The sequence below is a fragment of the Streptomyces sp. NPDC029122 genome (genome assembly GCF_055569445.1).
Window position 1 is genome coordinate 1 of the sequence record NZ_JBVHWK010000006.1, and the last position, 23,436, is coordinate 23,436.

The following is a 23,436-nucleotide window of genomic DNA, read 5'->3' on the forward strand; positions in this document are numbered from 1 at the left end:
GGTTTCGGGTCGGGGTCGGTGCCGGGGTGGGGTGTCGTCCGGGGCGGGCTTCGATGTTCGGCGCCTGTTCCGGGTGTGAGTCGTACGGGGTACCGGGCGCCGAATTCATCTCGTTTTGGCCCCGGACGACACCCCACCCCGTCCCCGCCCCCTCACGTCGGTTCTCCGGCCGCCCGTGTTTTTGCCCGCGCCGGCGTGCTGCCGCTGGCAACTCCGCCTCGCCGGCCTCCTCGTCTGCAGTCCCGGCTCGGCCTGCAACTCAGGCTTGGCCTGCAACTCCAGCCTGGTCGGCAACTCCAGCCCCGCCGGCGTTTGAGGCGCGGGGTCCGGGTGGAGCCCGGGGAACGGGGGAAGGGCGGGCAGGGGAGAGGCTCCGCGCAGCGGCAGCTACGGGGGACGCGCCAGCGAGGGTTGCTTGACTTCGGTTCGCCGCGATATATCGTGTTCACAGAAGACGCGATATGTTGCGTGCGCCAGCCTGAGGAGGAGCAGCACATGCCAGAGCAGATGACGTGGTCGGTCGCCGCACCACAGAAGCTCACCTTCGAGCGGCCCGTGGCCGACCTCCGCGTGCGCGTCGTCGGCGGCACGGTGAACGTGGTCGCCTCCGAGGGCGGCCCGGCCCGGCTGGAGGTCACCGAGGTCGACGGGCCGCCGCTGCACGTGGTCCAGGACGGCGGCACCCTCACGCTCTCCTACGAGGACCTGCCCTGGAACGGCTCCCAGGGCTTCCGGAAGTGGATCGAGGGCAAGCCGTGGAAGGCCTGGGCCGGTTCCTCCGCGGACGGCCGCAAGGCCTGGGAGCGCAGCGTCACCGTCACGCTCACCGTCCCGGCCGGCACCCGCGTCCAGCTGGCCACCGTCAGCGCCGCCGCCTTCGTGTCCGGCATCTCCGGTGGTACCGAGGTCAACGGGGTCTCGGGTGACGCCACCCTGGTCGGGCTCTCCGGGCGGGTCGAGGCGCGGACCGTCTCCGGCGGGGTCGAGGCCCAGTCCGTCACCGGTGAGTTCGCCTTCCACTCCGTCTCCGGCGGTCTGACGGTCGTCGACGGCGCGGCCGGCAGCGTACGGGCCGACTCGGTCAGCGGCGACATGCTCATCGACCTCGTCCCGGACCCGGCCGCGCCCGAGCCGGTGGACATCTTCCTGAACTCCGTCTCCGGCCAGGTGGCCATCCGCCTCCCGCATCCCGCCGATGCCAGGGTCGAGGCCAACACCGCCACGGGCAGCGTCTCCAACGGCTTCGCGGACCTGCGGGTCACCGGCCAGTTCGGCGCCAAGCGGATCACCGGCACCCTCGGCACCGGAACCGGCACCCTGCGGGCCACCACCGTCTCCGGGGCCATCGCCCTGCTGAGCCGGCCGCAGGCCGCCGCTCCCCTCCAGCTCGACAAGAAGGTGCTCTGACATGCCGCCCGTCTTCGCCCACGGCCGCCTCCGCCTCTACCTCCTCAAGCTGCTGGACGAGGCGCCCCGCCACGGGTACGAGGTGATCCGCCTGCTGGACGAACGGTTCCAGGGGCTGTACGCGCCCTCCGCGGGCACCGTGTACCCGAGGCTGGCGAAGCTGGAGGCCGAGGGGCTGGTCACGTACGCCACCGAAGGCGGGCGCAAGGTGTACTCCATCACCGAGGCGGGCCGCGCCGAGCTGGCCGACCGGGTGGGGGAGCTGGCCGACCTGGAGCTGGAGATCCGCGACTCCGTGTCCGAGCTGGCCGCGGAGATCCGCGACGACGTCCGCGGTGCCGCCGGTGACCTGCGCCGCGAGATGCGGGCCGAGGCCTCCGCCACGACGGCCCATTTCGAGGACGAGTCCTGGAAGGCCGCCAAGGAGGAGTTCCGCAAGGCGAAGCAGGAGTGGAAGGAGCAGGCCCGCCGGGCGAAGGACGAGAGCCGCCGGGCCCGTGAGGAGGCCCAGCAGGCCCGGCGCCAGGCCAAGGAGGCGCAGGAGCGGGCCCGCGAGGAGGTCCAGCGCATCGCCGCCCAGCTCCAGGAGCAGTTCGCCAGGTCCGGCGGGGTCCTGGGCAGCCTTGCCGGAGCGTGGCTGGGCGGCGGCGGTGCGGCGGAGGCCGGGCCCGCCGGGACGGCGAGCGCCCCGGGGCCCTCGGGATCCGGATGGGCCGAGGACCTGACGCCCACCGCCGATCCGGCACGGGACCTGGACCGGCTGCTGGACCGCTTCCGGGACGACGTCCGTGACGCGGCCCGCGACCACGGCGTGACCCCCGCCCAGCTCGCAGAGGCCCGCGCCCACCTGGCGGCGGCCGCCGCCCGCATCGCGGCGGGGCTGCGGCCCGGGGCTTAGGCCGCCAGGGCCGCTTCGGCGGTGGCGTAGGTGACCCCGTGGTCGGCCAGGGCCTCCGAGACCGCGCCGGGGCGGGAGAGCAGGGCCAGCAGCAGGTGGAGGGTGCCGATGTGGCGTTCCCCGCGTCCCAGGGCGATGCGCAGGGACTGCTCCAGGGCCTTCTTGGCGCCCCCGGTGAACGGGACGTGCCTCTTCTCGGACTCCGGGCGGCCCAGGGCCGTGCGGAGGGAGGAGCCGAGGGTGCGCCTGCGGGGTGCGGGGGCCGCGAGGGCGCCCGCGCCGTGGGTCTCCTCGATCCGGGAGACGATCTCCGAGAGGTCGATGCCGAGACCGGCGAGAGCCTCCTCGTCCGCCCTGGACATCCCGCCCCGGCGGCGGGCGGCCCGCAGGCCCGCCGCGACGGCGGCGCGGTCCACGCCCAGGCGGTCCAGGGCGCCCCGCTCCAGCAGGGAGAGCAGCAGGTGTTCCTCGGTGACGGTGGCGGCCCCGGCCGTGCGGGCCTGGTCGGCCGCGCCCGTCACCGTGTCGCGGGCGTCCCGGGTGAAGCGTTCGAACATCAGAGCCTCCCGTGCTTCTTGTGTACGGCCTGCCGGCTGACGCCCAGCTCGGCCGCGATCTCCTGCCAGGACCAGCCCTGCGCGCGGGCGCTGCGTACCTGTACGGCCTCCAGCTGCTCCAGCAGCCTGCGGAGGGCGGCCACGGCACGCAGGCCCACGCGGGGGTCCTGGTCCCCGGCCCGTGCGGCGAGGTCGGTCGCTTCGGTCATGTCTGTCAATCTAGGTTGACACGGGAGGGGTGTCAACCCTGATTGACGGGCGGGGTGGTCAGACCGTGAGGACGATCTTTCCGAAGAGGTCTCCCGACGCGAGCTGCTCGAAGCCCTCGCGGGCGCGGTCCAGGGGCAGCGTCCGGTCGATGACCGGGCGGACGCCGGTGGCGGCGCAGAAGGACAGCAGGTCCTCCAGCTCGTCCTTGGTGCCCATGGTCGAGCCGACCACCTTCAGCTCCAGGAAGAAGATCCGGTGCAGCTCGCCGGCCGGCGGAGTGCCGCCGCTCGTCGCGCCGGAGATCACCAGGGTGCCGCCGGGGCGCAGGCTCTTGACCGAGTGCGACCAGGTGGCCGCGCCCACCGTCTCGATGACGGCGTCCACGCGGTGCGGGAGCCGCGCGCCCGGCTCGTAGGCCTCCGTCGCGCCGAGCTCCACGGCGCGCTTGCGCTTGGCCGCGTCGCGGCTGGTGGCGAAGACGCGCAGGCCCGCCGCCTTGCCCAGGACGATCGCGGCGGTGGCGACCCCGCCGCCCGCGCCCTGGACGAGCACGGAGTCACCCGGCCGGACCCCGGCGTTGGTGAACAGCATCCGGTACGCCGTCAGCCAGGCCGTCGGCAGGCAGGCGGCCTCCTCGAAGGACAGCTCGGCGGGCTTGGGCAGCACGTTCCAGGCGGGGACGGTCACCTGCTCGGCGAAGGTGCCCTGGTAGCGCTCGGTCAGGATCGAGCGCGGCTCGTCCGGGCCGACTCCGTGGCCGCTCTGGCCGATCACGGAGTGCAGGACGACCTCGTTCCCGTCCTGGTCGGTCCCGGCGGCGTCGCAGCCGAGGATCATGGGCAGTTTGTCCTCGCCGAGACCGACTCCGCGCAGCGACCACAGGTCGTGGTGGTTGAGGGAGGCGGCCTTGACGTTGACGGTCACCCAGCCGGGGCGGGCCACGGGGGCCGGGCGCTCGCCCAGCTCAAGGCCGTTCAGCGGCTGGTCTCGGTCGATTCGGGCGGCATAGGCAGCGAACATGGCGCCAGACGCTACCGGTCGGTAGGCCCCTCTGGCCAGAGGCGGCCGATCGTCGGCGGGTGGGAGCGGAAGCACTCGTTCGATCCTCAACTACCGTCCGTACCAGGTGGTTTGTCCATGGACCCGGGTCAATCGGAACGTCAAAGACCGCCCAGGGAGGGGGTAGGATTCAAGCCATGCGGCGCGCTCGTCATGAGCCTGTCATTCTCGTCGCGTTCCCGCTTTGCGTTCCCGCGTTCTCTTGCGCGCCCGGCAACGAGGGTGGAGCGACCCCTCCCCGTTCGGGGGCGGGGAGGGTGCATTCCCCGCGAGGGAACGACGCGTACGCGAAGAGGCCCGGCCGGATCGATCCGGCCGGGCCTCACCCGTAGCGCTGTTGCCCAGCGTGGCACTAGGCCAGGCGGGCCACCCCGTCGGCCTTCGCCGCCGCGGCGACCGCGGCCGTGACGGCCTCGGCGACGCGCGCGTCGAACGGCGAGGGGATCACGTAGTCGGCGGCGAGCTCGTCACCCACGACGCCGGCGATGGCGTCGGCGGCGGCGATCTTCATGCCCTCGGTGATCCGGGTCGCGCGCACCTTCAGGGCGCCCGCGAAGATGCCCGGGAAGGCCAGCACGTTGTTGATCTGGTTCGGGAAGTCCGAACGGCCGGTCGCCACGACGGCCGCGTACTTGTGCGCGACGTCGGGGTGCACCTCCGGGTTCGGGTTGGCCATGGCGAAGACGAAGGAGTTCTTCGCCATCGTGGCCACCGCCGCCTCGCCGACCGTGCCGCCGGAGACGCCGATGAAGACGTCCGCGCCCGCGAGGGCCTCCTCCAGCGTGCCGTTGAGGCCGCTCTTGTTGGTCAGACCCGCGATCTCCGCCTTGACGTCCGTCAGGTCGGCGCGGTCCGAGGAGACGACGCCCTTGCGGTCGGTGACGCAGACGTCGCCGATGCCCGCGTCGACCAGGATCTTGGCGATGGCGATGCCCGCCGCTCCGGCGCCCGCGATCACGGCCCGCAGGTCGCCGAGCGTGCGGCCGGTGAGCTTCGCGGCGTTGCGCAGGGCGGCCAGCGTCACGATGGCCGTGCCGTGCTGGTCGTCGTGGAAGATCGGGATGTCCAGCGCCTCCTGGAGGCGGCGCTCGATCTCGAAACAGCGGGGGGCGGAGATGTCCTCCAGGTTCACCCCGCCGAAGGACGGGGCCAGACGGATGACCGTCTCGACGATCTCGTCCGTGTCCTTGGTGGCGAGCGCGATCGGAACCGCGTCCACGCCGCCGAACTGCTTGAAAAGAATCGCCTTGCCCTCCATCACGGGGAGGGAGGCCTCGGGACCGATGTCACCGAGTCCGAGCACGGCCGTGCCGTCGGTGACGACCGCGACCACGTTCGACTTCCAGGTGTACTCGTTCACGAGCTCCGGCTGCTCGGCGATGGCGGTGCACACCTTCGCCACGCCGGGGGTGTACGCCAGGGACAGGTCGTCCTTGTCGTTGACCGGCACCGTGGCCTGAATGGCCATCTTGCCGCCGCGGTGCAGTGCGAACACCGCATCGGGGTTGTTGTCCGTCGCACTGTCACTGCGAGGGTTGACGATCTCCGCTGCCACTTCGTGTGACCCCTTAAGTCCTTTGAATCGTTGAGGGTGGCCACTCCTGGTTAAGGGGTGGGCGGGCACCGCGTTCGTACTCCGCGTCGACGGTTGGCCCGTCTCCGCGGAGGGGAGGTTCGTACGCGCGGGCGCGCCGCACGCGCGCCCTGAGCCCCGGATGAGGGGTGTAAGGATCTGTTCTACCCGAAGAACGCTCGGCCAGACGAGTCGATTCCGGACTGATCGTAGGTTGCTTGTCCTGGTTTTGGCTAAAAGTCCAAAGCTTGGTGTCCAGCAGGCGAGACACGCAGCAAATAGTGAGGCGAAAACGCCTGGTCACGGCGTTTTGTGCGGCTCCGAGGGCCCTTGCCCGCAGTCCTGTTGGGTAGTCGGGGGCGCCCGTTATCTGATTTTGACCTGACGAGCAGCCTGAATGCGTCAGTCCGAATGGCAAGATGCCGTAATCACACAAGGTCGCGACACTCGATGGTGCGTGCCCGGCCTTCTCTCGGATGCTTTTCCACCCCTGTCGGAGGAACCAGCTCATGACCGCAAGCACCACCCGTCGTACGACCGCCGCCCGGTCCCGGATCGCCGCGGTCGGCGCGATCGCGGTCGCCGGCGCCCTGATCCTCACCGGATGTGGCGACCAGACCGAGGGCAACGGCTCCTCGAACTCGGGCAAGACCGACAACAGCGCCCCGCTGTTCTCGAAGCTCCCGAAGAAGATCCAGGACGCCGGCGTCATCAAGGTCGGCTCGGACACGGCCTACGCGCCGATGGAGTTCGTCGACGGTGGGAAGATCGTCGGTGTCGACCCCGACATCGCCGAGGCGCTCGGCAAGCAGCTGGGTGTGAAGTTCCAGTTCACCTCCGGCACCTTCGACGGCCTGATCACCTCCCTGGAGACCGGCCGCCAGGACATCGCGATGTCCTCGATCACGGACAACAAGAAGCGCCAGGAAGGCCTCGACGACAAGGGCCAGAAGATCGGCAAGGGCGTCGACTTCGTCGACTACTTCTCCTCCGGCGTCTCGCTCCTCGTCAAGAAGGGCAACCCCGAGAACATCAAGTCCCTCGACGACCTCTGCGGCAAGACGGTCGCCGTCCAGCGCGGCACCACGTACGAGGACACCTTCAAGGCGCAGGCCGAGAAGTGCGGTGACAAGAAGCTCACCATCGAGGCCTTCGACACCGACGCCGAGGCCCAGACCCGCGTCAAGGCCGGCGGCGCCGTGGCCGACCTGAACGACTACCCGGTCACCGCCTACACGGCGAAGACCTCGGGCGGCGGCAACGACTTCGAGGTCGCCGGCCAGCAGGCCGACGTCGGCCTCTTCGGCATCGCGGTCTCCAAGGAGAACACGCAGCTGCGCGACGCCCTCAAGGAAGCCCTCGACGCCATCATCAAGGACGGCTCCTACGCCAAGGTCCTGGAGAAGTGGAACGTCAAGGACAGCGCCGTGCAGTCCGCCACCATCAACGCGGGCAAGTAAGACCGAGCGCTCCACTGAAGGGCAGTCATTGTGACTGACAAGATCGACAAGGGCCCGGCCGCGACTCCGGCCGGACCCGGCGCCTCGGGCAACCCCTACGAGGCGATCAAGGCCATCCCCGTACGGCACTACGGGCGCTGGATCAGCGCCGTGGTCGTCGCCGTACTGCTCACCTGGCTCGTCTACGCCTTCTCCCAGGGCAAGATCATCTGGGGTACGGTCGGCGACAAGCTGTTCGACCCCGCGGTCATCAGCGGCCTCGGCAACACCATCATCATCAGCATCTCGGCCATGGCGCTGGGCCTGGCGCTCGGCATCCTCTTCGCCGTGATGCGGCTGTCGAAGAACCCGGTCACCAGCTTCGTGGCCTGGCTCTACATCTGGTTCTTCCGCGGCACCCCGGTCTACGTGCAGCTGCTGGTCTGGTTCAGCCTCCCGCTGATCTTCCAGTACATCGACCTGGGCCCGATCTACAAGAACGAGACCGTCGACGTCATGACGCCGTTCATGGTCGCCCTGCTGGGCCTCGGCCTGAACGAGGGCGCCTACATGGCGGAGATCGTCCGTGCGGGCATCCAGTCCGTCGACGAGGGCCAGAGCGAGGCCTCGCACGCGCTCGGCATGACCCAGACGCAGACCATGCGCCGCGTCGTGCTGCCGCAGGCCATGCGCGTGATCATCCCGCCGACCGGCAACGAGTTCATCAACATGCTGAAGACCTCCTCCCTGGTCTCGGCGGTGCAGTACACCGAACTCCTGCGCGCCAGCTCCAACATCGGCAGCACCGCCGGTGCGGTCATCGAGATGTACTTCGTGGCCTCCATCTGGTACCTGGCGCTGACCAGCGTCTTCAGCGTCGGCCAGTACTACCTGGAGCGCCGCTACGCCCGCGGCTCGCTGCGCAGCCTGCCCCCCACCCCGTTCGAGCGGCTCAAGGCCAACCTGAACATGTTCCGCCGTACGGAGGTGGCGAAGTGACCGCCCAGCCGATGGTCAAGGCCGAAGGCGTCCACAAGTCCTACGGCGCCGCCCACATCCTGCGCGGGATCGACCTCGAGGTCGCCCCCCGCGAGGTCTTCTGCCTGGTCGGCCCGTCCGGCTCCGGCAAGTCCACCTTCCTGCGCTGCATCAACCACCTGGAGCGCATCAACGCCGGCCGGCTCTCGGTCGACGGCCAGCTGGTGGGCTACAAGCAGAAGGGCGACAAGCTCTACGAGCTGAGGGACAGCGAGGTCGCGGCCCAGCGCCGGGACATCGGCATGGTCTTCCAGCGCTTCAACCTCTTCCCGCACATGACGGCCATAGAGAACGTCATGGAAGCCCCGGTCATGGTCAAGGGCGAGAGCAAGGCGGTGGCCCGCGAGCGCGCCGTACGCCTCCTCGACCGCGTCGGCCTCGGCGACAAGGGCGGGAACTACCCGACCCAGCTCTCCGGCGGCCAGCAGCAGCGCGTGGCGATCGCCCGCGCGCTGGCCATGGAGCCGAAGCTGATGCTCTTCGACGAGCCCACCTCGGCCCTGGACCCCGAGCTGGTCGGCGACGTCCTGGACGTCATGCGGGACCTGGCCGAGTCGGGCATGACCATGATCGTGGTGACCCACGAGATGGGCTTCGCCCGCGAGGTCGGCGACAACCTCGTCTTCATGGACGGCGGCGTGGTGGTCGAGTCCGGCCACCCGCGCGATGTGCTGGGCAACCCGCAGCACGACCGGACGAAGGCGTTCCTGTCCAAGGTGCTGTAGGCGGCACGCGCTGACGCAGGGGCGGTACGGGAACCCGTACCGCCCCTGCGGCGTGCGCGGCGCAGTTCCTACCGCAGCGCCAGGACCAGCGCGTCCGAGGGTGAGCGCCAGACCGTGCGGGCCTCCGCGAAGCCCGCCTCGCGCAGGGTGCGGGCGTGCCAGGCCTCGTCCGGGGTCTCGCCGTCGGCGTGCTCCCCGTAGATCTCGAACCGGGCCCGGACCGCCTCCGCCAGCACCGGGTCGGAGCCGGCCATGGCCCACCAGTCGCGCCAGTCCAGTGCGCCCGCCGCCCGCGCCCGCTCCATCCCGGCGTGGCGGTGGGCGTGCTCCGCGGCGTCGATGCGCGGGGTGGCGGGGTCGGGCATGTGGTCGGCGTTCATGAAGACCCCGCCGGGGCGCACCAGCGGCGCGATCTGCCCGTACAGGACGGCCAGCTCCTTGCCGGTGAGCCAGTGCAGGGCGGTCGCGGTCAGCACGGCGTCGTACGCGTCGTACGGGAGGGCCGCCCGCCAGTGCGGGTCCGTGAGGTCGGCGGTGACGAAGGAGACCCGGTCGTCGCCGGCGAAGTGGCCGCGGGCGATCGTGAGCAGCGCGGGGTCGAGATCCAGCCCGGTGCTCGTCGCCTCCGGGAACCGCCGCAGCAGCCGGTCCGTGATACTTCCCGTACCGCACGCGAGGTCCAGCACCCGGGGTGCGGGGCCCACCACGGCCTCCACCATGTCCAGCATCACCCGGAACCGCTCCTCGCGGTCGGGCATGTACCACTCCTGCTGGCGGTCCCAGCTCTCCTGCCAGGCCCGCCAGTCCGTACCGAACGAGCCAGTCACAGCGTCCGCCATCCCGAACTCCTCCATGCGTAATACCCTCGAAGCCATAGGAGCCGTTACCCGGCTCGCGCAGACACTATTCCGCATCCGTAAGGACTACCAGTGGAACTGGTCCATTACTCCGACTTCGCCGTGCGCCTGGTCAACACCGAGCAGCCGGCCCGCAACAAGGACGCCCTGACCTCCGTGGAGGACGTCCGCGCGCTCTTCGGACCCAGCGTGCAGATGGCCCGCCGGGTCACCGACACCGACGTCACCCGTTTCCGCAACGTCCGCGGCCGGCTGCGCGCCGTCTTCGAGGCCGCCGACAGCGGCGACCACGCCCTCGCCGTCGACCTGCTCAACTCCCTCCTCATGGAGTTCCCGGTCAGCCCCCAGGTCAGCGGCCACGACACCCTCGGCGAGGACGGCCGCCCCGACTGGCACATCCACCTCGCCGAGCACCCCTCCAACGCCTCCGCGGGCTACGCCGCCATGGCCTCCATGGGCCTCGCCTTCGCCCTCACCGAGCACGGCCCCGACCGCCTCGGCCTGTGCCAGGCACCGCCCTGCCGCAACGCCTACCTCGACACCTCCACCAACCGGTCCCGGCGCTACTGCTCCGACCGCTGCGCCACCCGCGCCAACGTCGCCGCCTACCGCGCCCGCAAGCGGCTGGAGGCCGATACGTCGGCGCGCAGCGGCCGCACCGCCGACACCGCCCAGGACAGCCGCGCCCTCAGCGAGCGCTGACCCGCCGGGCGCGGCCGCAGCCGCAGGAACGCCACCGCCAGCACCAGCTCCTCGGGGACCGCGCCGTAGTCGGTGCTGTCCCCGGTCTCGTTGAACGGGTTGTCCCCGAGCATCCACCAGCCGCCCGCCCGCCGCTCCGCCGCCCGCTTGACCACCAACAGGTCCTGCTGGAGCGGATGCCGGAACACCACCACGTCACCCGGTCGGACCAACGCCCCGTACCGGACCACCAGCCGGTCCCCGTGCACCAGCGTCGGCACCATCGACGGCCCCGCCACCTCGGTGATCCCGACCCGCATCCGCACCCGCCCGCTCTCCGCCATCTCCGGCCTCCTCATCCCTCCCCGCATGCTGCCGTACGGGCCCGTACGTTCGCTCACCCCCGCTCGGCCGGGGCTGGACTTTTGTCCTAAGCCCATGGGGGCGCCCGCGAATTCCGGATTCTCAGCGAGTAATCTCCACTCTTGAGAAGACGATCACGAGGAGGACCCACTCCATGCTTTCCCGCTTCTTCGCCCCCAAGGTGAAGGTCTCCGCCCACTGCGACCTGCCCTGCGGCGTGTACGACCCGGCCCAGGCCCGTATCGAGGCCGAGTCCGTCAAGGCCGTCCAGGAGAAGTACCAGGCCAACGACGACGCGGACTTCCGCGCGCGCGCCATCACCATCAAGGAGCAGCGCGCCGAGCTCGCGAAGCACCACGTCTCGGTGCTCTGGAGCGACTACTTCAAGCCCCCGCACTTCGAGAAGTACCCGCAGCTCCACACCCTGGTCAACGACACCCTGAAGGCCCTCTCGGCCGCCAAGGCGTCGAACGACCCGGCGACCGGCGCCAAGGCCCTCGAGCTCATCGCCGAGATCGACCGCATCTTCTGGGAGACCAAGGCCGCCTGATCCTGGGCGCCCGAGGGATCTCCCCGCGCTGCTGGTCAGAGCGCACATGACAACGGCCCGACCGCTTCGAGCGGCCGGGCCGTTGGGCTCTCAGGAGATCATTTGGGAGATGCTGGGGAGATTTAAGTGGATCATGCCGCCCGGGCCCCGCAAGGGACTTTCTCGTCGGCGGATCAGTCAGTCGGCTGTCCGAGCGGCGCTTCGGCCGGTGGCGATTTCGAGGACCATCGCCTCGTAGAAGGGGGCGTCCTCCCAGGGATGCGATGTCCCGACCGCCCGGTAGCCCCACGAGGCGTAGGCCGTGCGGGCAGGAGCCGCCTCGGGCTCGGGCCGTACGGTGAGGGTGACCCGCTCCACGTCGAGGCCATCGAGCAGAGCCGTGTGCAGGGCCCCGGCAATACCCCGGCGACGCCAGGGCTTGCGAACGGCCAGCTCCAGGATCACCCACGTACGGGCGCCGTCCTCGCGCGTGAACTCCTCCGGAAGCTCCGTGTCCAGGTTGCTCCACCACCCTGTATCGGCAGGGAGCAGGTACCCGTACGCGAAGCCGATGACCGCCTCGACGTCCCGGGCGATGATCAGACGCATCCCGGCCCGCTGGGCGTGAACGACGTAGTGGTCGATGAACCGCGCTACGTCGGAAGGGCCCTCGCTGTAGGGAGGCTCGGCATAGACCTCCTCGTACGCCGGAAGGAAGAGATCGAGCCCGCCTGCGGCCCCGGCCCCCTCGTAGCGCTCGTAGGTCACCTCCGACATCACGCAGCCCCCCTGGCCCGCACGTACTCGGCCAGCTCTCCGGCGGCCTCCCGGGCGGAGGCGGCTTCGACGTTCCCCAGCGCGCCGGCCACCTCGGCCAGCCGCTTCGTGACGCGCCCGGACTCGACCTCTTCCAGGTGCTCCAGGCTGCCTACCGCATGCGCTGCTCCCTCGTCCACCTCGCCGGCGGCGATGAGGTTCTTGGCCAGCGTGATCCGGTAGAGGGCTCTGTTCCGTCCGTAGGTGGTCTCCTGGTGCTGGAGGGCGGCGCTGAGGAACCGGGTGGCGGCGGAATGGCGGCTGAGCTCGCTGTAGAGGAGGCCCTGTGCGTACTCAAGTTCCGCGGGCCCGTGGAAGGCGGTCCACTCGGGGGACGGCCGACCCTTCCGGGCCATGAGCTTCATCGCGACGCCGAGACGGGCGTGCGCGGTCGTGCCGTCCCCCAGCAGCGCGAGGGCGCGTGCTTCCCGGGCGGCGATGAGCGACTGGAGCACGGGGGAGCCGAGCTTCGTCGCGCGTTCCTGGGCGGCACGTGCGAGGTCGAGGCCGTCCCGTGCTCGGCCCTCGTGGCAGGCCTGGAGGCTCAGGGACGAGAAGATCAGGATCTCCAGGTTCGTGTCCCTCAGCATCGTGGCGGTGGTGAGGGCTTCGCCGAAGTAGCGCCGCGCGCTCTCCTGGTCGTCCGCGTCGTAGTAGAGCCAGCCGCAGTGTTCGGCGATCTCGCCCGAGAGGAGCTGGAGCTGGCGGCCGATGGTGTCCGGGTATTGGCCGGTATCGATCACGCGACGGACACGCCGTAGGTGGCGGACGGCCAGGGAGCGGACGTCACCGCCGCCGTACGCGTCGTCGAGGTGGAACAGCGAGCGGAGGCCGGCGCGGAGTTCAGTGAGGTGGGCGGTCCCGACGGCCCCCGACGGACCGAGCGGGGTCATGGGCCGTGTGTGGGCAGGCATGCCCAAGGCGGCGGTGACGCCGACGGAGTCGGCGAGGAAGGCGCGTCGGTCCATGGCCACGGGGATGCCCTTCTGCGCGGGGTGCGATGCTGCCCCCACGGTGGCACTGGGCGGCGGCCCCGGGAAACCCAGTTCGGTCGGACACGATCCGAACATGGCGTGCAATGTTCGCCAGGCCTTCGCCCGGGGAGCCGGCGGATTGGGCTGTCGCCATCGGCGGGCCTGCCGGTCCGTCAGCGTGATGGGTTCGCCGAGGATGTCCGCGGTCATCTGGAACGCCCTCAGGAAGTCCCCCGGCTTCTCCCAGCCGTGGACGATGCACGCGTGCGCGAAGGCTGTCAGCTCGGGTCGCACCGTCACCTCCGGTGACCTGGGGGTCTCTGACCGTAGCGGCTTTCATGGGCGCCGAAAGCCCGCTCGACGTGAAAAGTCCGCCCGAAAGTCCGGGCGAAGGTCCGGCGGCCCCGGTTCGGGCGCCGTTGACTCGTAGGTGAGGAAGCCGACGGGCCCAAGCCCGCCGACCGTCCGCCCGCTGACGACACCAGGGAGCCGCCATGTCTTCCAAGAGAACGGCCGAGTGGTACGCGCGGTGCCTCGGCGAGCCCGAGGCGGCCTACGCCGAGTGGCAGGACCACGGCGTCGCCGTACTGCCGCTCGGCCGGTTCGAGGCCGTCCGGTTCCCCGAGACCCTCGCCCACGTGGCCGTGGAGGGTACCGAGAGGGAGGTCGTGAACCTCGCCCTCATGCTGGCCCTGGAGGGCCCCGTCATCCACGACTCCCGCGGGCACAACTACTACGCGCTCGTCGAGCCCGGTACGGCGGAGCGATGGAGCGCGCGCTACGTGGAGTGCCTGGGCAGCGGCACCCACCTCGGAGTACCGGACATCGCCCTGGACCGCCCCGCCCCCAACCGGCCGATCTACTGGGCCTCGACCCCCGGCCCCGGGGCGGACTTCTGCCGCACCGCCGCCGTCCAACTCCTCATCCGTGTCGGCTCCGCACGGCTCGCCGAGGCGGGAACCTGCGCCATCTCCGCCCATGAGGCGGCGGCGCGTGGGTGAGCGGGCGCGCCAGACCTTGTACCTCCTGGCGCTCGTAGCCGTCGTGGCCGCCATCACGTGGGGGGCCTCGAAGTGACGGACGACGGGAACCGCATGGAGCGGGAGGCCTTCGACCTTCACCGGCTGACGTTGGAGGTCATGCGGTCCAGCGCCCACCCCGACGGCGAGTGCACGCGAGCGCACATGCCCTGTGCGGGGTGCGGCCAGCTTGCGCCGATCGCCGAGAAGTACGGCAACACCATGGCCGACCGCCGTCTCTGCTGCTACGCGTGGGCCGTCCACCACGATCCCTGGATGTGCTGGCTGCGCAGCAACCACTTCGACGGCCGGCCGGGAGACGAGGCCGCCCTGGCCGATCAGGTGAGCGGATTGACGCCGATCCTCATCGCCGCGCGCGCCCTGCTCGACACCCTCTGACCTCCCGCCCCTACCGGGAGCGGGCATCCTGCACACTCGAACCGATGGGAGACCCTGATGGGCAAGCACGCCGGACCACCGCAAGACAAGCCGTGGACGCCGCCGGCCCAGCCGTCGAGCCCGGACGGGAGTCGGCCGACGCCCCAGCCGTCCACCCCGCCCCCGCCGCCGCCGGGCAAGAAGTGAACCGGGACATCTGCCGCGAGGCCCTGGTGACCGGGGGGTTACTGCGCGAGCCGTGGTTGGCCGGGGCCTTCGACAAGGTCGACCGCGAAGCGTTCGTTCCCGGGGCCGTCTGGCTGCCGGTCCGGGACGCCGAAGGCCTCCGGCGCTTCGTGGACCGCGACGAGGAGCCGGACGTCTGGCGCCACGCTGTCTGGAACCCCCACCAGTCGGTCGTCACCCAGCTGGACGACGGCGACATGACCCCGGGGCCCAGCGCGGGCGACTTCACGTCATCCGTGTCAGCCCTGGACATCGTCATGCGGAAGCTCCAGCACCTGGACCTCGTGCCACGGTCCCGCGTGCTGGAGATCGGCTACGGATCCGGCTACCACACGGCCTTGCTGTGTGAGCGAGTCGGCTCGGAGCGGGTGGTCGCCATCGAGGTGGACGAGGAGCTCGCACGTACGGGCGCGGCGAACCTCAAGGCGGCCGGCTACGACCCGGAGCTGATCGTCGGGGACGGCCTCGAGGGCGCCCCCGGCGGGGAGCCGTTCAGCCGGATCATCAACACGGCGTCGCTGCGGCGTGTTCCGTACGCCTGGATCGAGCAGTCCAGGCGGAGCGGGGTGATCCTCACCCCGTTCGGGACGGCCTACAGCAATGCGGGTCTCCTGCGGCTCCGTGTCGACACCTCGGGAACGAAGGCGCAGGGAGCCTTCGTCGGCGAGTCCTCGTACATGTGGATCCGCTCCGAGCGGCCGACCGTCGACCTCCAGGTCCCGGAGGAGTCGACCAGCCGGAAGTCGCCGATCGATCCCGCACAGGTGCTGGGGGCGGGATACCTCCAGGACTTCGCCATCGGCCTGCACGTCCCGGACGTCTCCTACTCGCACCGCGGGGAGGGTGACGACCGTCAGGTCCAGTTCGTGGACGAGGCCGGCACCTCGGCCACGATCGTCCGCTACGGAGACTGGTGGAAGGAGGGCGCGGTCCGCTCGTGGGGACCGCGCGATCTCTGGGCGGAGGTGACCGCGGCGTACACCTGGTACGAGTTGCACGGCCGACCGCACATCACCCGCTTCGGCGTCACGGTCGACGGGTCCGGTCAGTGCGCATGGCTGGACGACCCCCGTCAGCTCGTCGGTTCCTGAGTACCAGCCCCGGCCGGGCGTGCCCGCTTCCTTCCGGCCAACGGCGTCGGAGGAAGCGGGGGCCCGGACGGGAGACGGGCTACTCGTCGTCCTCGTCCTCGTCGTCCAGCCGGGCCAGCCAGGTCGCCAGGCGTTCCACCGGGACCTCGAAGTCCGGGTTCAGGTCGACGAACGTGCGGAGCTGCTCGGCGAGCCACTCGAAGGTGACCTCCTCCTCGCCGCGCCGCTTCTCCAGCTCCTCGATGCCGCGATCGGTGAAGTACAAGTCGGGCTCCGTGCCGTGTGGTGGTGACGGGGGTCTTTCCGCCAGGATAATCCGCTTACCGGCGAGACCCTCCCGCCCGTGGGGTCCACGGCGCTACCGTGGACGCCCTTCACGGGGCGAGCGGGGAACGGGGGGCCAGGGATGCCTGACGGGCGCACGGCGGGATCCGCGCGCGCCTTCGAGCTCCTGGAGTCCCTGGTCCGGGCCGCCACCGTACGCGTCCACGCGCCCCCGGACGGGTATGAGAGCCCTGGGACGGGGCCGACGTGGGGGAGCGGGTTCTTCATCGCCCCGGGCTGGGTCCTGACGTGCGCGCACGTGGTCGGCGAAGGGGGTGCTGCCGTGCGGCTGACCGGGCGTGAAATCGGCATCACGTTCTTCTCCGGCAGTTCCCCCGGCGGCGACGGCGCCACCGGGACGGTCACCGGCCGGGTGGAATGCGTACTCCCCGAGCGGCTCGACGAGCGACGGCCCGGGCGGCGCGCCCTGTGGGACCTGCCCGACCTGGCACTGGTACGGGTCCTCGCACCCGTCACCCACGCCTGCGTCTGGCTGACCGACCGGGCCCGACCCCGCCTCGACGAGGCCGCGTACTTCGGCTGCACCGAGGAGCTCGGCGTCCGCGAGATCACCGGCCGCACCACCCGCCTGCGCGGCATCGCCGCGGGCGGCGCCGCGATCCGCCTCGGCGACGACGACGAGATCGAGGCCGGCATGTCCGGCGGGCCGGTGGTGGACCTGACGCGCGGGGAGGTCGTGGGGATCGTCAAGGCCCGCCGGCACGCGGGCGGCGGCGGACTCGCCGTGTCCGTGGCCCAGCTGCGGACCCTGCCCACGCCGGCGAACGGCCAGAGCGGCCTCTACCGCAGGGTCATGCAGGCCCACGACCTCTACCACTACGACCGCCACCTCAGCGACCTCGACAGCCGCCGCACCTGGACCGACGTCCACGACGAACTCCCCGCCGAGGACGGGGACCCGTACGGCCGCCGCGGCCGGCTCACCCCCGGCGAACGCACCACCCTGTGCGGGCTGCTCGCCGAACTCCCCGCGCCCGTTTCCTCGGAGGCCGTCCGCGAACTCGCCGAAGAGGCCCGGGGCGAGGAACCCGACACCACCCTGCCCGCCCCCCTCACCTGGCGCGACGGTCTCGGGCTGCTGCACGACCCGCCCGGCGCGGGCGGCGAGGCCGCCGCGATGCTCCGGTACGCGACCGGCGTGAGCGTGGCCGACCACCGCGAGCCGCCGGCCCCGGGCGCGGACGAGGAGCTCTGGGACTGGGTACGGGCCACTGCGGAGCGGCTGTGGCGTCCGCTGCGGCGGGAGCTGGGCGAGCGGCACGAGCGCGGTCTCGCCGAGCGGGAACGGCGCCGGCGCGCCGCCGTCGGCCGGGAGGCGCACGGCCCCGTACGGAGCTCCGGCGGCCTGCCGCCCGGCCCCTCGGTGCTGCTGGAGGCCTGGGCGCACGGCTGGGAGGACGTCTACGACTGGCGGGTGTCGGTGCTGGCCGGCCCCGTCCGCCCCGACCGGGTCACCCCCGTGGCCGCCGGCGTACGGGCCACCCTGGCGGCGCTGCCCGACGTGCTGCGCGCCCCGCTCGCCGAGGGGTTCCGGCGGTGCGACACCCACGAGGCGGCCGCGCTCCTCGAAGTCGCGGCCGCGCCGGAGCTGTTCGGGCTCGCGGTGGACGAATGGACCGTGTCGGGCGGGACCCCGGTCGGGGTGCAGCGGCCGGTGGTGTTCCGCTTCGGCGGGGACGCCGTCTCCGCCGGGCGCTGGGCGCACGTGCAGGCGGGACCGCTGCTGGGCCAGCGGGCCGACTGCCTGCGCGGCCGCCCCCGCAGCCCCTCGCCGGGGTGGCTGGCGGGGCTCCTGGACCACACCGTCCCGGTGCTCTGCGGGGCGGCGGCCACCGAACCGACGCTGGGCGCGCTGCACTCCGTACGAGAGGCCGGCTACGGGGTGGTGGTGTGTCGCAGGCCCCCGGCGGACCCGGGGGTATCCTGCGCCCCCTTCCACCGGGGGCTGCGGGAGGAACTGGCCGGGGCGGGCCGGGGCGCCGTGCTGCCGCAGCGCGTCCAGACCCTGCGGCGACGGGCGTACGGGGCGGATCCCGACGCCTACTGGGCGGCCGGGCTGACCCTCGTGTGGGACGACCCGGAGCGGGCGCTGCCGGAGGACGAGCCGTTGCAGGGGGACCTGTGAGGCGGGGGCCCGGCACGGTTCGGCGGGCGGTGCGGGCGGTGCGGGTGGTGCGGGCGGTTCCGGCGGTGCGGGGGACGGGGCCGGGGCCGCAGGGCGGTGACCGGCGGTGCGGGTGGTGCGGGCAGGACGAGTGGTGCGCGCGATGCGTGAGTCGCGTGCGGTGCGGGCGATGCGGGCGCAGCGAGCGGTACGGGCACGAGCGGTACGGGCAGGACGAGCGGTACGGGCAGAACGAGCGGTACGGGCACGAGCGGTACGGGCGATGCGGGCGATGCCGGCGGTGCGGGCTTCGTGGGAGGGAGCGGCCGTGAACGAGGAATGGCTCATCTACCGGGGCGTGGGCGAACCCCACGACGGGATCGCGGCCCTGCCCGACCCGCCGCCCTGGCGGGACTTCGACGGCGGCCCCGTCGTGGAACCGGGCGGGCCCGCCGCGGCCGCCGACGGGAACGTGGCCCGCCGCCTCGGCGCCCACCGGCAGGCCGCCGAGCTGCACCGGCCCGAGCCAGAGGAGCTGGAAGCCGTCAACGCCGCGCTCTACCTGCGCCGGCCCCTGCTGGTGACCGGCTATCCCGGCACCGGCAAGTCCACCCTCGCCCACGCCGTCGCCCACGAGCTGAAACTCGGCCGGGTGCTCCGCTGGCCGGTGGTGTCGCGCACCGTCCTCCAGGAGGGTCTCTACCGCTACGACGCCCTCGCCCGGCTCCAGGACGTACAGATCGCCGCCGGCGCGCGCGGGGCCGCGGGGGAGGGCGGCCCGGCGGCCGGCGGCGCACCCGGCATCGGCAGGTACATCCGGCTCGGCCCGCTCGGCACGGCACTGCTGCCCACCGAGCGCCCCCGCGTCCTGCTCGTCGACGAGCTCGACAAGAGCGACATCGACCTGCCCAACGACCTGCTGAACGTACTGGAGGAAGGCGAGTTCACCCTTCCCGAGCTGGAACGCGTCGCCGACTCCGAGCCCGAGGTGCAGGTGCTCACCGACGACGGCGCCAAGGTCACCGTCCGGGACGGGCGGGTGCGCTGCCGCGCCTTCCCCTTCATCATCCTGACCAGCAACGGCGAACGGGACTTCCCCGCCGCGCTGCTGCGCCGCTGCATCCAGCTCAAGCTCGGGCAGCCCGGCGAGAAGCGGCTCGCCACCATGGTCCGGGCGCACCTGGGCGAGGAGGCCGCCCAGCTCGGCGCCGACCTGATCCGCGAGTTCCTCAGCCGCTCCCGCTCCGAACTGCTGGCCGCCGACCAGCTGCTCAACGCCATCTACCTCACCCACTACGCCGCCCCGCCCAGCCGGGACGACCTCGCGGACCTGCTCATCCAGCGCCTCGACCGCCCGAGGTGAGCGGCCGTGACCCAGGAACCCGACCCCCCGGCCGGATCCGCGCCCCGAGCCGCGGACGCCGAGATCCGCGCCCTCACCGGGCTGCTGCGGGCCGCCGGGCTCGATCCGTCCGCCGAGGAACTGGCCGACGCCCTGTGGCTGGCCGGCCGTACCGGCAGCGCGGCGGACCGGTCCGGCAGCTCCCCGGAGCCCGCCTCCACCGCGCCCGGCGGACCGGCGCGTCCCCCGGGCCACCCGGGCACCGCCGGGCCGCCCCCGCAGCCGGAACCGGCGGAACCGGAGCCCGAGGACCCGGTCAGGCTCTACCCCGCCCGGGAGCACCCGGCCCCCGACACCGGCGCGGCCGCCGAGGTCCCCGTCGCGGGCGGGGTTCCCGTACGGGTGCCCGGCGCGGCCGCGCTGCCCCGCATCCTGGAGATCCAGCGGGCCCTGCGCGCCCTCCAGCGCCACCGGCCCCCCGGCCGCCCCACCCGTACCGTCCTCGACGAGGCCGCCACAGCCGAGGCCAGCGCCCGCGCCCTCGGACTGGTCATCCCCGTGTTCCGGCCGGACAGCCGGCGAGAGGCGACCGTACGGCTGGTCATGGACGCCTCGCCCTCCATGGCGGTATGGCGGGAGATGTTCGAGGAACTCCGGTTGGTGTGCGAGCGGCTGGGCGCCTTCCGCGACGTCCAGGCCCACCACCTGCACCGGCTGCCGGACGGCACCGCCGCCGTCGGCCGCGGCCCCGCACCCGGCCCCGGCCTGCGCTCCGGCGACCAGCTGCGCGACCCCACCGGGCGGGCCCTGACCATCGTCGTCTCCGACTGCGCCGGGCCGCTCTGGCGGGAGGGCGAGGCGCAGCGGCTGCTGCACCGGTGGGCCGAATGCGCGCCCTGCGCCGTCGTACAGCCCCTGCCGCAGCGGCTGTGGAGCCGCAGCTGGCTGCCGACCGAGCGCGGAGTACTGGAACGGGCCGGCGGGGGAGGCGGTGCGGGCGGCGGTACCGGCGGCGGGCCGAGGCTGCGGTTCCGGCCCGAGCGGCCGCCCCGGCCCGGGCGGCCCACCGGCGGCCTCACCGTGCCCGTGCTGCCGCCGAACGCCGTCGCCCTCGGCGCGTGGGCCCGGCTCGTCGCGGGACTGGGCACCGGGTCCGTGCCCGCCGAAGTGGGCCGGGTCCTCGCCCGCCACCCCGCCGCCCCCGTGCCCCTGCCCCGCACCGCCCGGCCGCCGCGCGAACTGGTGCGCCGCTTCCGCTCCTCCGCCGGGCCCGGCGCCGTCCAGCTCGCCGTGTACCTGTCGGCGGCGCCGCTGACCCTGCCCGTGATGCGGCTGGTGCAGCGCACGATGCTGCCCGACTCGGAGCCCTCCGACCTCGCGGAGGTCCTGCTGAGCGGGCTGCTGCGGCGCAGCGGCGAATCGCCCGGGCAGTGGTACGAGTTCGTGCCCGGCGTGCAGGAGGTGCTGCTCGGGCCGCTCGGGCGGGACGAGGCCGCGCTGGTGCTCAAGCACTGCTCGGAGTACGTACTGGCGAACTTCGGCCGGGGGGTGCGCAACTTCCCCGCCCTGGCCGTCGCTCAGCTCACCGGGGTGCCCGCGGCGGAGGCCGACTCCGCGCCCGCGCCCGGACCGGACGCCGGGTGGGACGGGGGCCGGGTGCCGCCGGGGGAGCTCCCTCAGGCCTTCGCGCAGGTCTCCGCGAAGGTGGTACGCCGCTACCTGCCCGGCCCGCCGGAGGAGACCCCGGCACCCCCCGCACCGCCCGTCCCGCTACCGGAACCGCCGCCCGGCCGCGCCTGGGCGGTCCGCGCGGCCCGGGAGCGGCTCGCGGCGGGGGCGCCCGACGCGGACGCCCGGCCCCTGTACGAGTCCGCCGCCCTGCTGCGCCGGGCCGTGGCCGTCCCGCCCGGGCCCGACGACCCCCCGGAGGAGGCCGAGACCGAACTCGCCGGGGTACTGCTGCGGCTGTGGGCCGTCCAACGGGACCCCGGACTCCTCGCCGAGGCCGAACGGGCCGTCACCGGGCTGCGCACCCCGGCCGGCCGGGCCGCGCTGGGCCGGGTGCTGTACGAACGGGCCGTGGCCGCGGGACCGGCGCCGGAGCTGCTGGCCGCCGCCGACCGGGAGTTCGCCGCCGCGGCCGCCGCCGGTCCGGAGCTGCGCCAGGCCTGCGCGGTGATGCGGGCCCGGACCCTGCTCCGGCTGAGCACCCTGCGCGACGACCCCGGGCCGCTGCACGAGGCGCGGGCCGCGCTGGAGCCGCTCGCCTCCGGCCCGGGGGCGGCGGACCCCGAACTGCTGCTGAACCTGGGCCGCGTCCTGGTGGCCCTCCTTCCCCGCACCCCGGACCCGGCGGAACGCACCGCCCTGGCGGAGCGCGCGGCCGCCACCCTGACGACGGCCCTGACCCTCCTCCTGCCCCCGCCGCACCGCACCCCGGCCCCGGCCGCCGGGCCGGGCACGGCCGACCCCGCTCCCGACCCCGCGCCGGCTCCCGCGCCCGCTCCCGACCCCGGCCAGGCACCCGCCCCCGGCCCGCCCTCCGCGCCCTGCCCGGCCGCCGCCCCGGCCGCCCCCGCCCCGCCCCCCGACGGGACGCGGCGCCCCGCCGCGCGGGTGCGGGTCGAGCTGGCCGGGGCGCTGCGGTACCTGCCCGCGCGGCTGGAGGAGGCGGCCTGGCAGCTGGCGCGGGCCCTGGACGAGGCGGCCGGGGAGTCCGGGCTGCGGCTCGCCGCCCTGGTGTGCCTGGCCCGGGTGCACCGGGCCCGGTACGCGCGGGACGCGGACCCGTGGGCCCTGGAGGCGGCGGCCGAGGCGTACGGCCGGGCCCGGCGGCTGATCCCCCGGGACGGCGAGGCCTTCGGGGAGCTGCTGCCCGAGTGGGGCGACGTACTCCTGGAACGGGCCCGGGCCGCGGACGGACGCCGCTTCGCCTCCACCGCCGTAAGGGTGCTGCGCGAGAGCCGCGCGGCCGTGCCGCAGTCCGACCCCGGGGCGGCGTACCGGCTGCTGCGGCTGGCCGCCGGACTGCGGCTGCGGCACACCTACGAGGGGGACCTCGTCGACCTGCGGGAGGCGGAGTACCTGCTGGAGCTGGCCGCGCGGCAGAGCCGCGACCCGCTGGAGCGGGCCCGCGCCTGGCGGGAGCACGGCGACGTGCAGCAGGACCTCCACGGCCACACCCGTGCCGCCGACCGCCTCGACCGTGCGGCGGACTCCTACCGGCGGGCCTGGCGGGCCGCGCTGGAAGCCGACCGCGACGGGCCGGGAGGTCCCGCCCTGCGGCTCGCGGCCAGGGCCCAGGAACTGCGCGGGGAGGTCCTGGAACGCCTCGCCCGCCCCCGCGCCGCCCTCGACGCCTACCGGGCCGCCCTGGATCTCTGGCAGCGCCAGGGCGCCCCCGACGGCGAGCGGGCGCGGGCCGTCCGGACGCGCGTACGGGCCCTGGAGGCGGGCAGCTGAGCCGTTTCCCCGCGCCGGGGGCAGGGAAAGGGCAGTGGACCGCCCACGGCAAGAGGGCAGTCGACCACACACGACAAGGGGACGGGCAGCCCATGATGACCGGACGTCAGGAAGCGGCAGGACCACGACCGGCCCGCCCGTGCCCCGGGCCGGGACCGGGGCTGCCGGACCTCTCCGGCCTCGACCTGGCAGCGCTGCGCGGGATCGACCACCCCGTGCTCGCCGAGGTCATCGCCGGCCTGGTGGACAGGGTCACGCACCCCGCCGAAATCCTCAACGCGTTCGACTCGGGCGTCACCTGACGGCCGCCGCCCCGTGCCCGG

Annotated in this window: 23 protein-coding genes; 14 read left to right on the top strand and 9 right to left on the bottom strand. The window is 73.1% G+C overall.

Features of this window, described 5'->3' with window-relative positions; genetic code table 11:
* Positions 1-495 precede the first annotated feature (495 nt).
* Positions 496-1,407, top strand: a complete 912-nt coding sequence (locus ACZ4WZ_RS09625; RefSeq protein WP_467887417.1) for a DUF4097 family beta strand repeat-containing protein — start codon at positions 496-498, stop codon at positions 1,405-1,407.
* Position 1,408: 1 nt separating this feature from the next.
* Entirely contained in the window at positions 1,409-2,305 is an 897-nt protein-coding gene (locus tag ACZ4WZ_RS09630) for a PadR family transcriptional regulator (protein ID WP_467887420.1), read from the top strand.
* Here the strand turns inward: ACZ4WZ_RS09630 and ACZ4WZ_RS09635 are convergent.
* From ACZ4WZ_RS09635 to ACZ4WZ_RS09650, 4 genes are all read right to left on the bottom strand, one after another.
* A complete protein-coding gene (locus ACZ4WZ_RS09635) occupies positions 2,302-2,862 on the bottom strand; it encodes a Clp protease N-terminal domain-containing protein (RefSeq protein WP_467887423.1) in 561 nt (186 codons plus the stop codon). The two genes, ACZ4WZ_RS09630 and ACZ4WZ_RS09635, sit on opposite strands and share 4 nt — an antisense overlap.
* Complete coding sequence (locus ACZ4WZ_RS09640; RefSeq protein ID WP_467887426.1) at positions 2,862-3,071, bottom strand: helix-turn-helix domain-containing protein; 210 nt, start codon at positions 3,069-3,071, stop codon at positions 2,862-2,864. Before ACZ4WZ_RS09640 ends, ACZ4WZ_RS09635 begins: the two co-directional genes overlap by 1 nt.
* 58 nt (positions 3,072-3,129) lie before the next feature.
* Positions 3,130-4,092 carry a zinc-binding dehydrogenase gene (locus ACZ4WZ_RS09645; RefSeq protein WP_467887429.1) on the bottom strand — a complete coding sequence of 321 codons (963 nt, stop codon included), beginning with the start codon at positions 4,090-4,092 and terminating at the stop codon, positions 3,130-3,132.
* Positions 4,093-4,483: 391 nt separating this feature from the next.
* On the bottom strand, positions 4,484-5,686 hold the full coding sequence (locus ACZ4WZ_RS09650) for an NAD(P)-dependent malic enzyme (RefSeq protein ID WP_467887432.1): 1,203 nt from the start codon (positions 5,684-5,686) through the stop codon (positions 4,484-4,486).
* A gap of 527 nt (positions 5,687-6,213) precedes the next feature.
* On the opposite strand from ACZ4WZ_RS09650, the gene ACZ4WZ_RS09655 reads away from it, so the two are divergent.
* Genes ACZ4WZ_RS09655 through ACZ4WZ_RS09665 form a run of 3 tightly spaced genes read left to right on the top strand, consistent with a single transcriptional unit; the run spans position 6,214 to position 8,906 of the window.
* Positions 6,214-7,164 (top strand): ABC transporter substrate-binding protein, encoded by a 951-nt coding sequence (locus tag ACZ4WZ_RS09655; protein ID WP_388939617.1) that lies wholly within the window; start codon positions 6,214-6,216, stop codon positions 7,162-7,164.
* Positions 7,165-7,194: 30 nt separating this feature from the next.
* Positions 7,195-8,142: an amino acid ABC transporter permease gene (locus tag ACZ4WZ_RS09660; RefSeq protein ID WP_388939619.1), complete on the top strand. Its 948-nt coding sequence runs from the start codon at positions 7,195-7,197 to the stop codon at positions 8,140-8,142.
* An 11-nt stretch (positions 8,143-8,153) separates the two neighbouring features.
* The gene (locus ACZ4WZ_RS09665; protein ID WP_388939998.1) at positions 8,154-8,906 is read left to right on the top strand and encodes an amino acid ABC transporter ATP-binding protein; all 753 of its coding nucleotides are present in this window, start codon (positions 8,154-8,156) and stop codon (positions 8,904-8,906) included.
* Positions 8,907-8,974: 68 nt separating this feature from the next.
* On the opposite strand, the gene ACZ4WZ_RS09670 is transcribed toward ACZ4WZ_RS09665, so the two are convergent.
* Entirely contained in the window at positions 8,975-9,745 is a 771-nt protein-coding gene (locus ACZ4WZ_RS09670) for a methyltransferase domain-containing protein (protein ID WP_467887437.1), read from the bottom strand.
* 90 nt (positions 9,746-9,835) lie between these two features.
* Between ACZ4WZ_RS09670 and ACZ4WZ_RS09675 the strand changes: the two genes are divergently transcribed.
* On the top strand, positions 9,836-10,465 hold the full coding sequence (locus ACZ4WZ_RS09675) for a CGNR zinc finger domain-containing protein (RefSeq protein ID WP_467887440.1): 630 nt from the start codon (positions 9,836-9,838) through the stop codon (positions 10,463-10,465).
* Here the strand turns inward: ACZ4WZ_RS09675 and sodX are convergent.
* Positions 10,369-10,788: a nickel-type superoxide dismutase maturation protease gene (sodX, locus tag ACZ4WZ_RS09680; protein WP_467887443.1), complete on the bottom strand. Its 420-nt coding sequence runs from the start codon at positions 10,786-10,788 to the stop codon at positions 10,369-10,371. The genes ACZ4WZ_RS09675 and sodX overlap by 97 nt on opposite strands.
* A 173-nt stretch (positions 10,789-10,961) precedes the next feature.
* Between sodX and sodN the strand changes: the two genes are divergently transcribed.
* Positions 10,962-11,357 carry a superoxide dismutase, Ni gene (gene sodN, locus ACZ4WZ_RS09685; RefSeq protein ID WP_267012273.1) on the top strand — a complete coding sequence of 132 codons (396 nt, stop codon included), beginning with the start codon at positions 10,962-10,964 and terminating at the stop codon, positions 11,355-11,357.
* Between the two features lie 177 nt (positions 11,358-11,534).
* Here sodN and ACZ4WZ_RS09690 read toward each other — a convergent pair whose 3' ends face one another.
* Both ACZ4WZ_RS09690 and ACZ4WZ_RS09695 read right to left on the bottom strand, forming a co-directional pair.
* Entirely contained in the window at positions 11,535-12,113 is a 579-nt protein-coding gene (locus ACZ4WZ_RS09690) for a GNAT family N-acetyltransferase (protein WP_467887446.1), read from the bottom strand.
* The gene (locus ACZ4WZ_RS09695; RefSeq protein WP_467887448.1) at positions 12,113-13,426 is read right to left on the bottom strand and encodes a hypothetical protein; all 1,314 of its coding nucleotides are present in this window, start codon (positions 13,424-13,426) and stop codon (positions 12,113-12,115) included. The genes ACZ4WZ_RS09690 and ACZ4WZ_RS09695 overlap by 1 nt, the downstream gene beginning before the upstream one ends.
* Before the next feature lie 194 nt (positions 13,427-13,620).
* Here ACZ4WZ_RS09695 and ACZ4WZ_RS09700 point away from each other — a divergent pair, with 194 nt between their 5' ends.
* The 3 genes from ACZ4WZ_RS09700 (at position 13,621) to ACZ4WZ_RS09710 (ending at position 15,860) form a co-directional block, all read left to right on the top strand.
* Positions 13,621-14,127 carry a hypothetical protein gene (locus ACZ4WZ_RS09700; protein ID WP_467887451.1) on the top strand — a complete coding sequence of 169 codons (507 nt, stop codon included), beginning with the start codon at positions 13,621-13,623 and terminating at the stop codon, positions 14,125-14,127.
* A gap of 72 nt (positions 14,128-14,199) precedes the next feature.
* On the top strand, positions 14,200-14,544 hold the full coding sequence (locus tag ACZ4WZ_RS09705) for a hypothetical protein (RefSeq protein WP_467887454.1): 345 nt from the start codon (positions 14,200-14,202) through the stop codon (positions 14,542-14,544).
* Positions 14,545-14,588: 44 nt separating this feature from the next.
* Positions 14,589-15,860, top strand: coding sequence for a protein-L-isoaspartate O-methyltransferase family protein (locus ACZ4WZ_RS09710; RefSeq protein ID WP_467887457.1), 1,272 nt, complete (start codon positions 14,589-14,591; stop codon positions 15,858-15,860).
* Positions 15,861-15,939: 79 nt separating this feature from the next.
* Here ACZ4WZ_RS09710 and ACZ4WZ_RS09715 read toward each other — a convergent pair whose 3' ends face one another.
* Positions 15,940-16,125: a DUF6104 family protein gene (locus tag ACZ4WZ_RS09715; protein ID WP_007266501.1), complete on the bottom strand. Its 186-nt coding sequence runs from the start codon at positions 16,123-16,125 to the stop codon at positions 15,940-15,942.
* Positions 16,126-16,266: 141 nt separating this feature from the next.
* Between ACZ4WZ_RS09715 and ACZ4WZ_RS09720 the strand changes: the two genes are divergently transcribed.
* From ACZ4WZ_RS09720 to fxsA, 4 genes are all read left to right on the top strand, one after another.
* Positions 16,267-18,330 carry a VMAP-C domain-containing protein gene (locus ACZ4WZ_RS09720; protein WP_467887460.1) on the top strand — a complete coding sequence of 688 codons (2,064 nt, stop codon included), beginning with the start codon at positions 16,267-16,269 and terminating at the stop codon, positions 18,328-18,330.
* 271 nt (positions 18,331-18,601) lie between these two features.
* Positions 18,602-19,672 carry an AAA family ATPase gene (locus ACZ4WZ_RS09725; protein ID WP_467888036.1) on the top strand — a complete coding sequence of 357 codons (1,071 nt, stop codon included), beginning with the start codon at positions 18,602-18,604 and terminating at the stop codon, positions 19,670-19,672.
* Positions 19,673-19,678: 6 nt separating this feature from the next.
* Positions 19,679-23,113 carry an SAV_2336 N-terminal domain-related protein gene (locus tag ACZ4WZ_RS09730; protein WP_467887463.1) on the top strand — a complete coding sequence of 1,145 codons (3,435 nt, stop codon included), beginning with the start codon at positions 19,679-19,681 and terminating at the stop codon, positions 23,111-23,113.
* A 92-nt stretch (positions 23,114-23,205) separates the two neighbouring features.
* Positions 23,206-23,415 (top strand): FxSxx-COOH cyclophane-containing RiPP peptide, encoded by a 210-nt coding sequence (gene fxsA, locus ACZ4WZ_RS09735; RefSeq protein ID WP_467887466.1) that lies wholly within the window; start codon positions 23,206-23,208, stop codon positions 23,413-23,415.
* The last annotated feature ends 21 nt before the right edge of the window (positions 23,416-23,436 follow it).

What these genes read in the sequence shown, in the direction of transcription:
- ACZ4WZ_RS09625 (WP_467887417.1), top strand. Translation starts at nt 496, where the DNA reads ATGCCAGAGCAGATGACGTGGTCGGTCGCCGCACCACAGAAGCTCACC.
- ACZ4WZ_RS09635 (WP_467887423.1), bottom strand. Translation starts at nt 2,862, where the DNA reads ATGTTCGAACGCTTCACCCGGGACGCCCGCGACACGGTGACGGGCGCG.
- ACZ4WZ_RS09640 (WP_467887426.1), bottom strand. Translation starts at nt 3,071, where the DNA reads ATGACCGAAGCGACCGACCTCGCCGCACGGGCCGGGGACCAGGACCCC.
- ACZ4WZ_RS09720 (WP_467887460.1), top strand. Translation starts at nt 16,267, where the DNA reads ATGCCTGACGGGCGCACGGCGGGATCCGCGCGCGCCTTCGAGCTCCTG.
- ACZ4WZ_RS09710 (WP_467887457.1), top strand. Translation starts at nt 14,589, where the DNA reads ATGGGAGACCCTGATGGGCAAGCACGCCGGACCACCGCAAGACAAGCC.
- ACZ4WZ_RS09700 (WP_467887451.1), top strand. Translation starts at nt 13,621, where the DNA reads ATGTCTTCCAAGAGAACGGCCGAGTGGTACGCGCGGTGCCTCGGCGAG.
- sodN (WP_267012273.1), top strand. Translation starts at nt 10,962, where the DNA reads ATGCTTTCCCGCTTCTTCGCCCCCAAGGTGAAGGTCTCCGCCCACTGC.
- ACZ4WZ_RS09655 (WP_388939617.1), top strand. Translation starts at nt 6,214, where the DNA reads ATGACCGCAAGCACCACCCGTCGTACGACCGCCGCCCGGTCCCGGATC.
- ACZ4WZ_RS09670 (WP_467887437.1), bottom strand. Translation starts at nt 9,745, where the DNA reads ATGGCGGACGCTGTGACTGGCTCGTTCGGTACGGACTGGCGGGCCTGG.
- sodX (WP_467887443.1), bottom strand. Translation starts at nt 10,788, where the DNA reads ATGGCGGAGAGCGGGCGGGTGCGGATGCGGGTCGGGATCACCGAGGTG.
- ACZ4WZ_RS09725 (WP_467888036.1), top strand. Translation starts at nt 18,602, where the DNA reads ATGCCGGCGGTGCGGGCTTCGTGGGAGGGAGCGGCCGTGAACGAGGAA.
- fxsA (WP_467887466.1), top strand. Translation starts at nt 23,206, where the DNA reads ATGATGACCGGACGTCAGGAAGCGGCAGGACCACGACCGGCCCGCCCG.
- ACZ4WZ_RS09665 (WP_388939998.1), top strand. Translation starts at nt 8,154, where the DNA reads ATGGTCAAGGCCGAAGGCGTCCACAAGTCCTACGGCGCCGCCCACATC.
- ACZ4WZ_RS09645 (WP_467887429.1), bottom strand. Translation starts at nt 4,092, where the DNA reads ATGTTCGCTGCCTATGCCGCCCGAATCGACCGAGACCAGCCGCTGAAC.
- ACZ4WZ_RS09630 (WP_467887420.1), top strand. Translation starts at nt 1,409, where the DNA reads ATGCCGCCCGTCTTCGCCCACGGCCGCCTCCGCCTCTACCTCCTCAAG.
- ACZ4WZ_RS09690 (WP_467887446.1), bottom strand. Translation starts at nt 12,113, where the DNA reads ATGTCGGAGGTGACCTACGAGCGCTACGAGGGGGCCGGGGCCGCAGGC.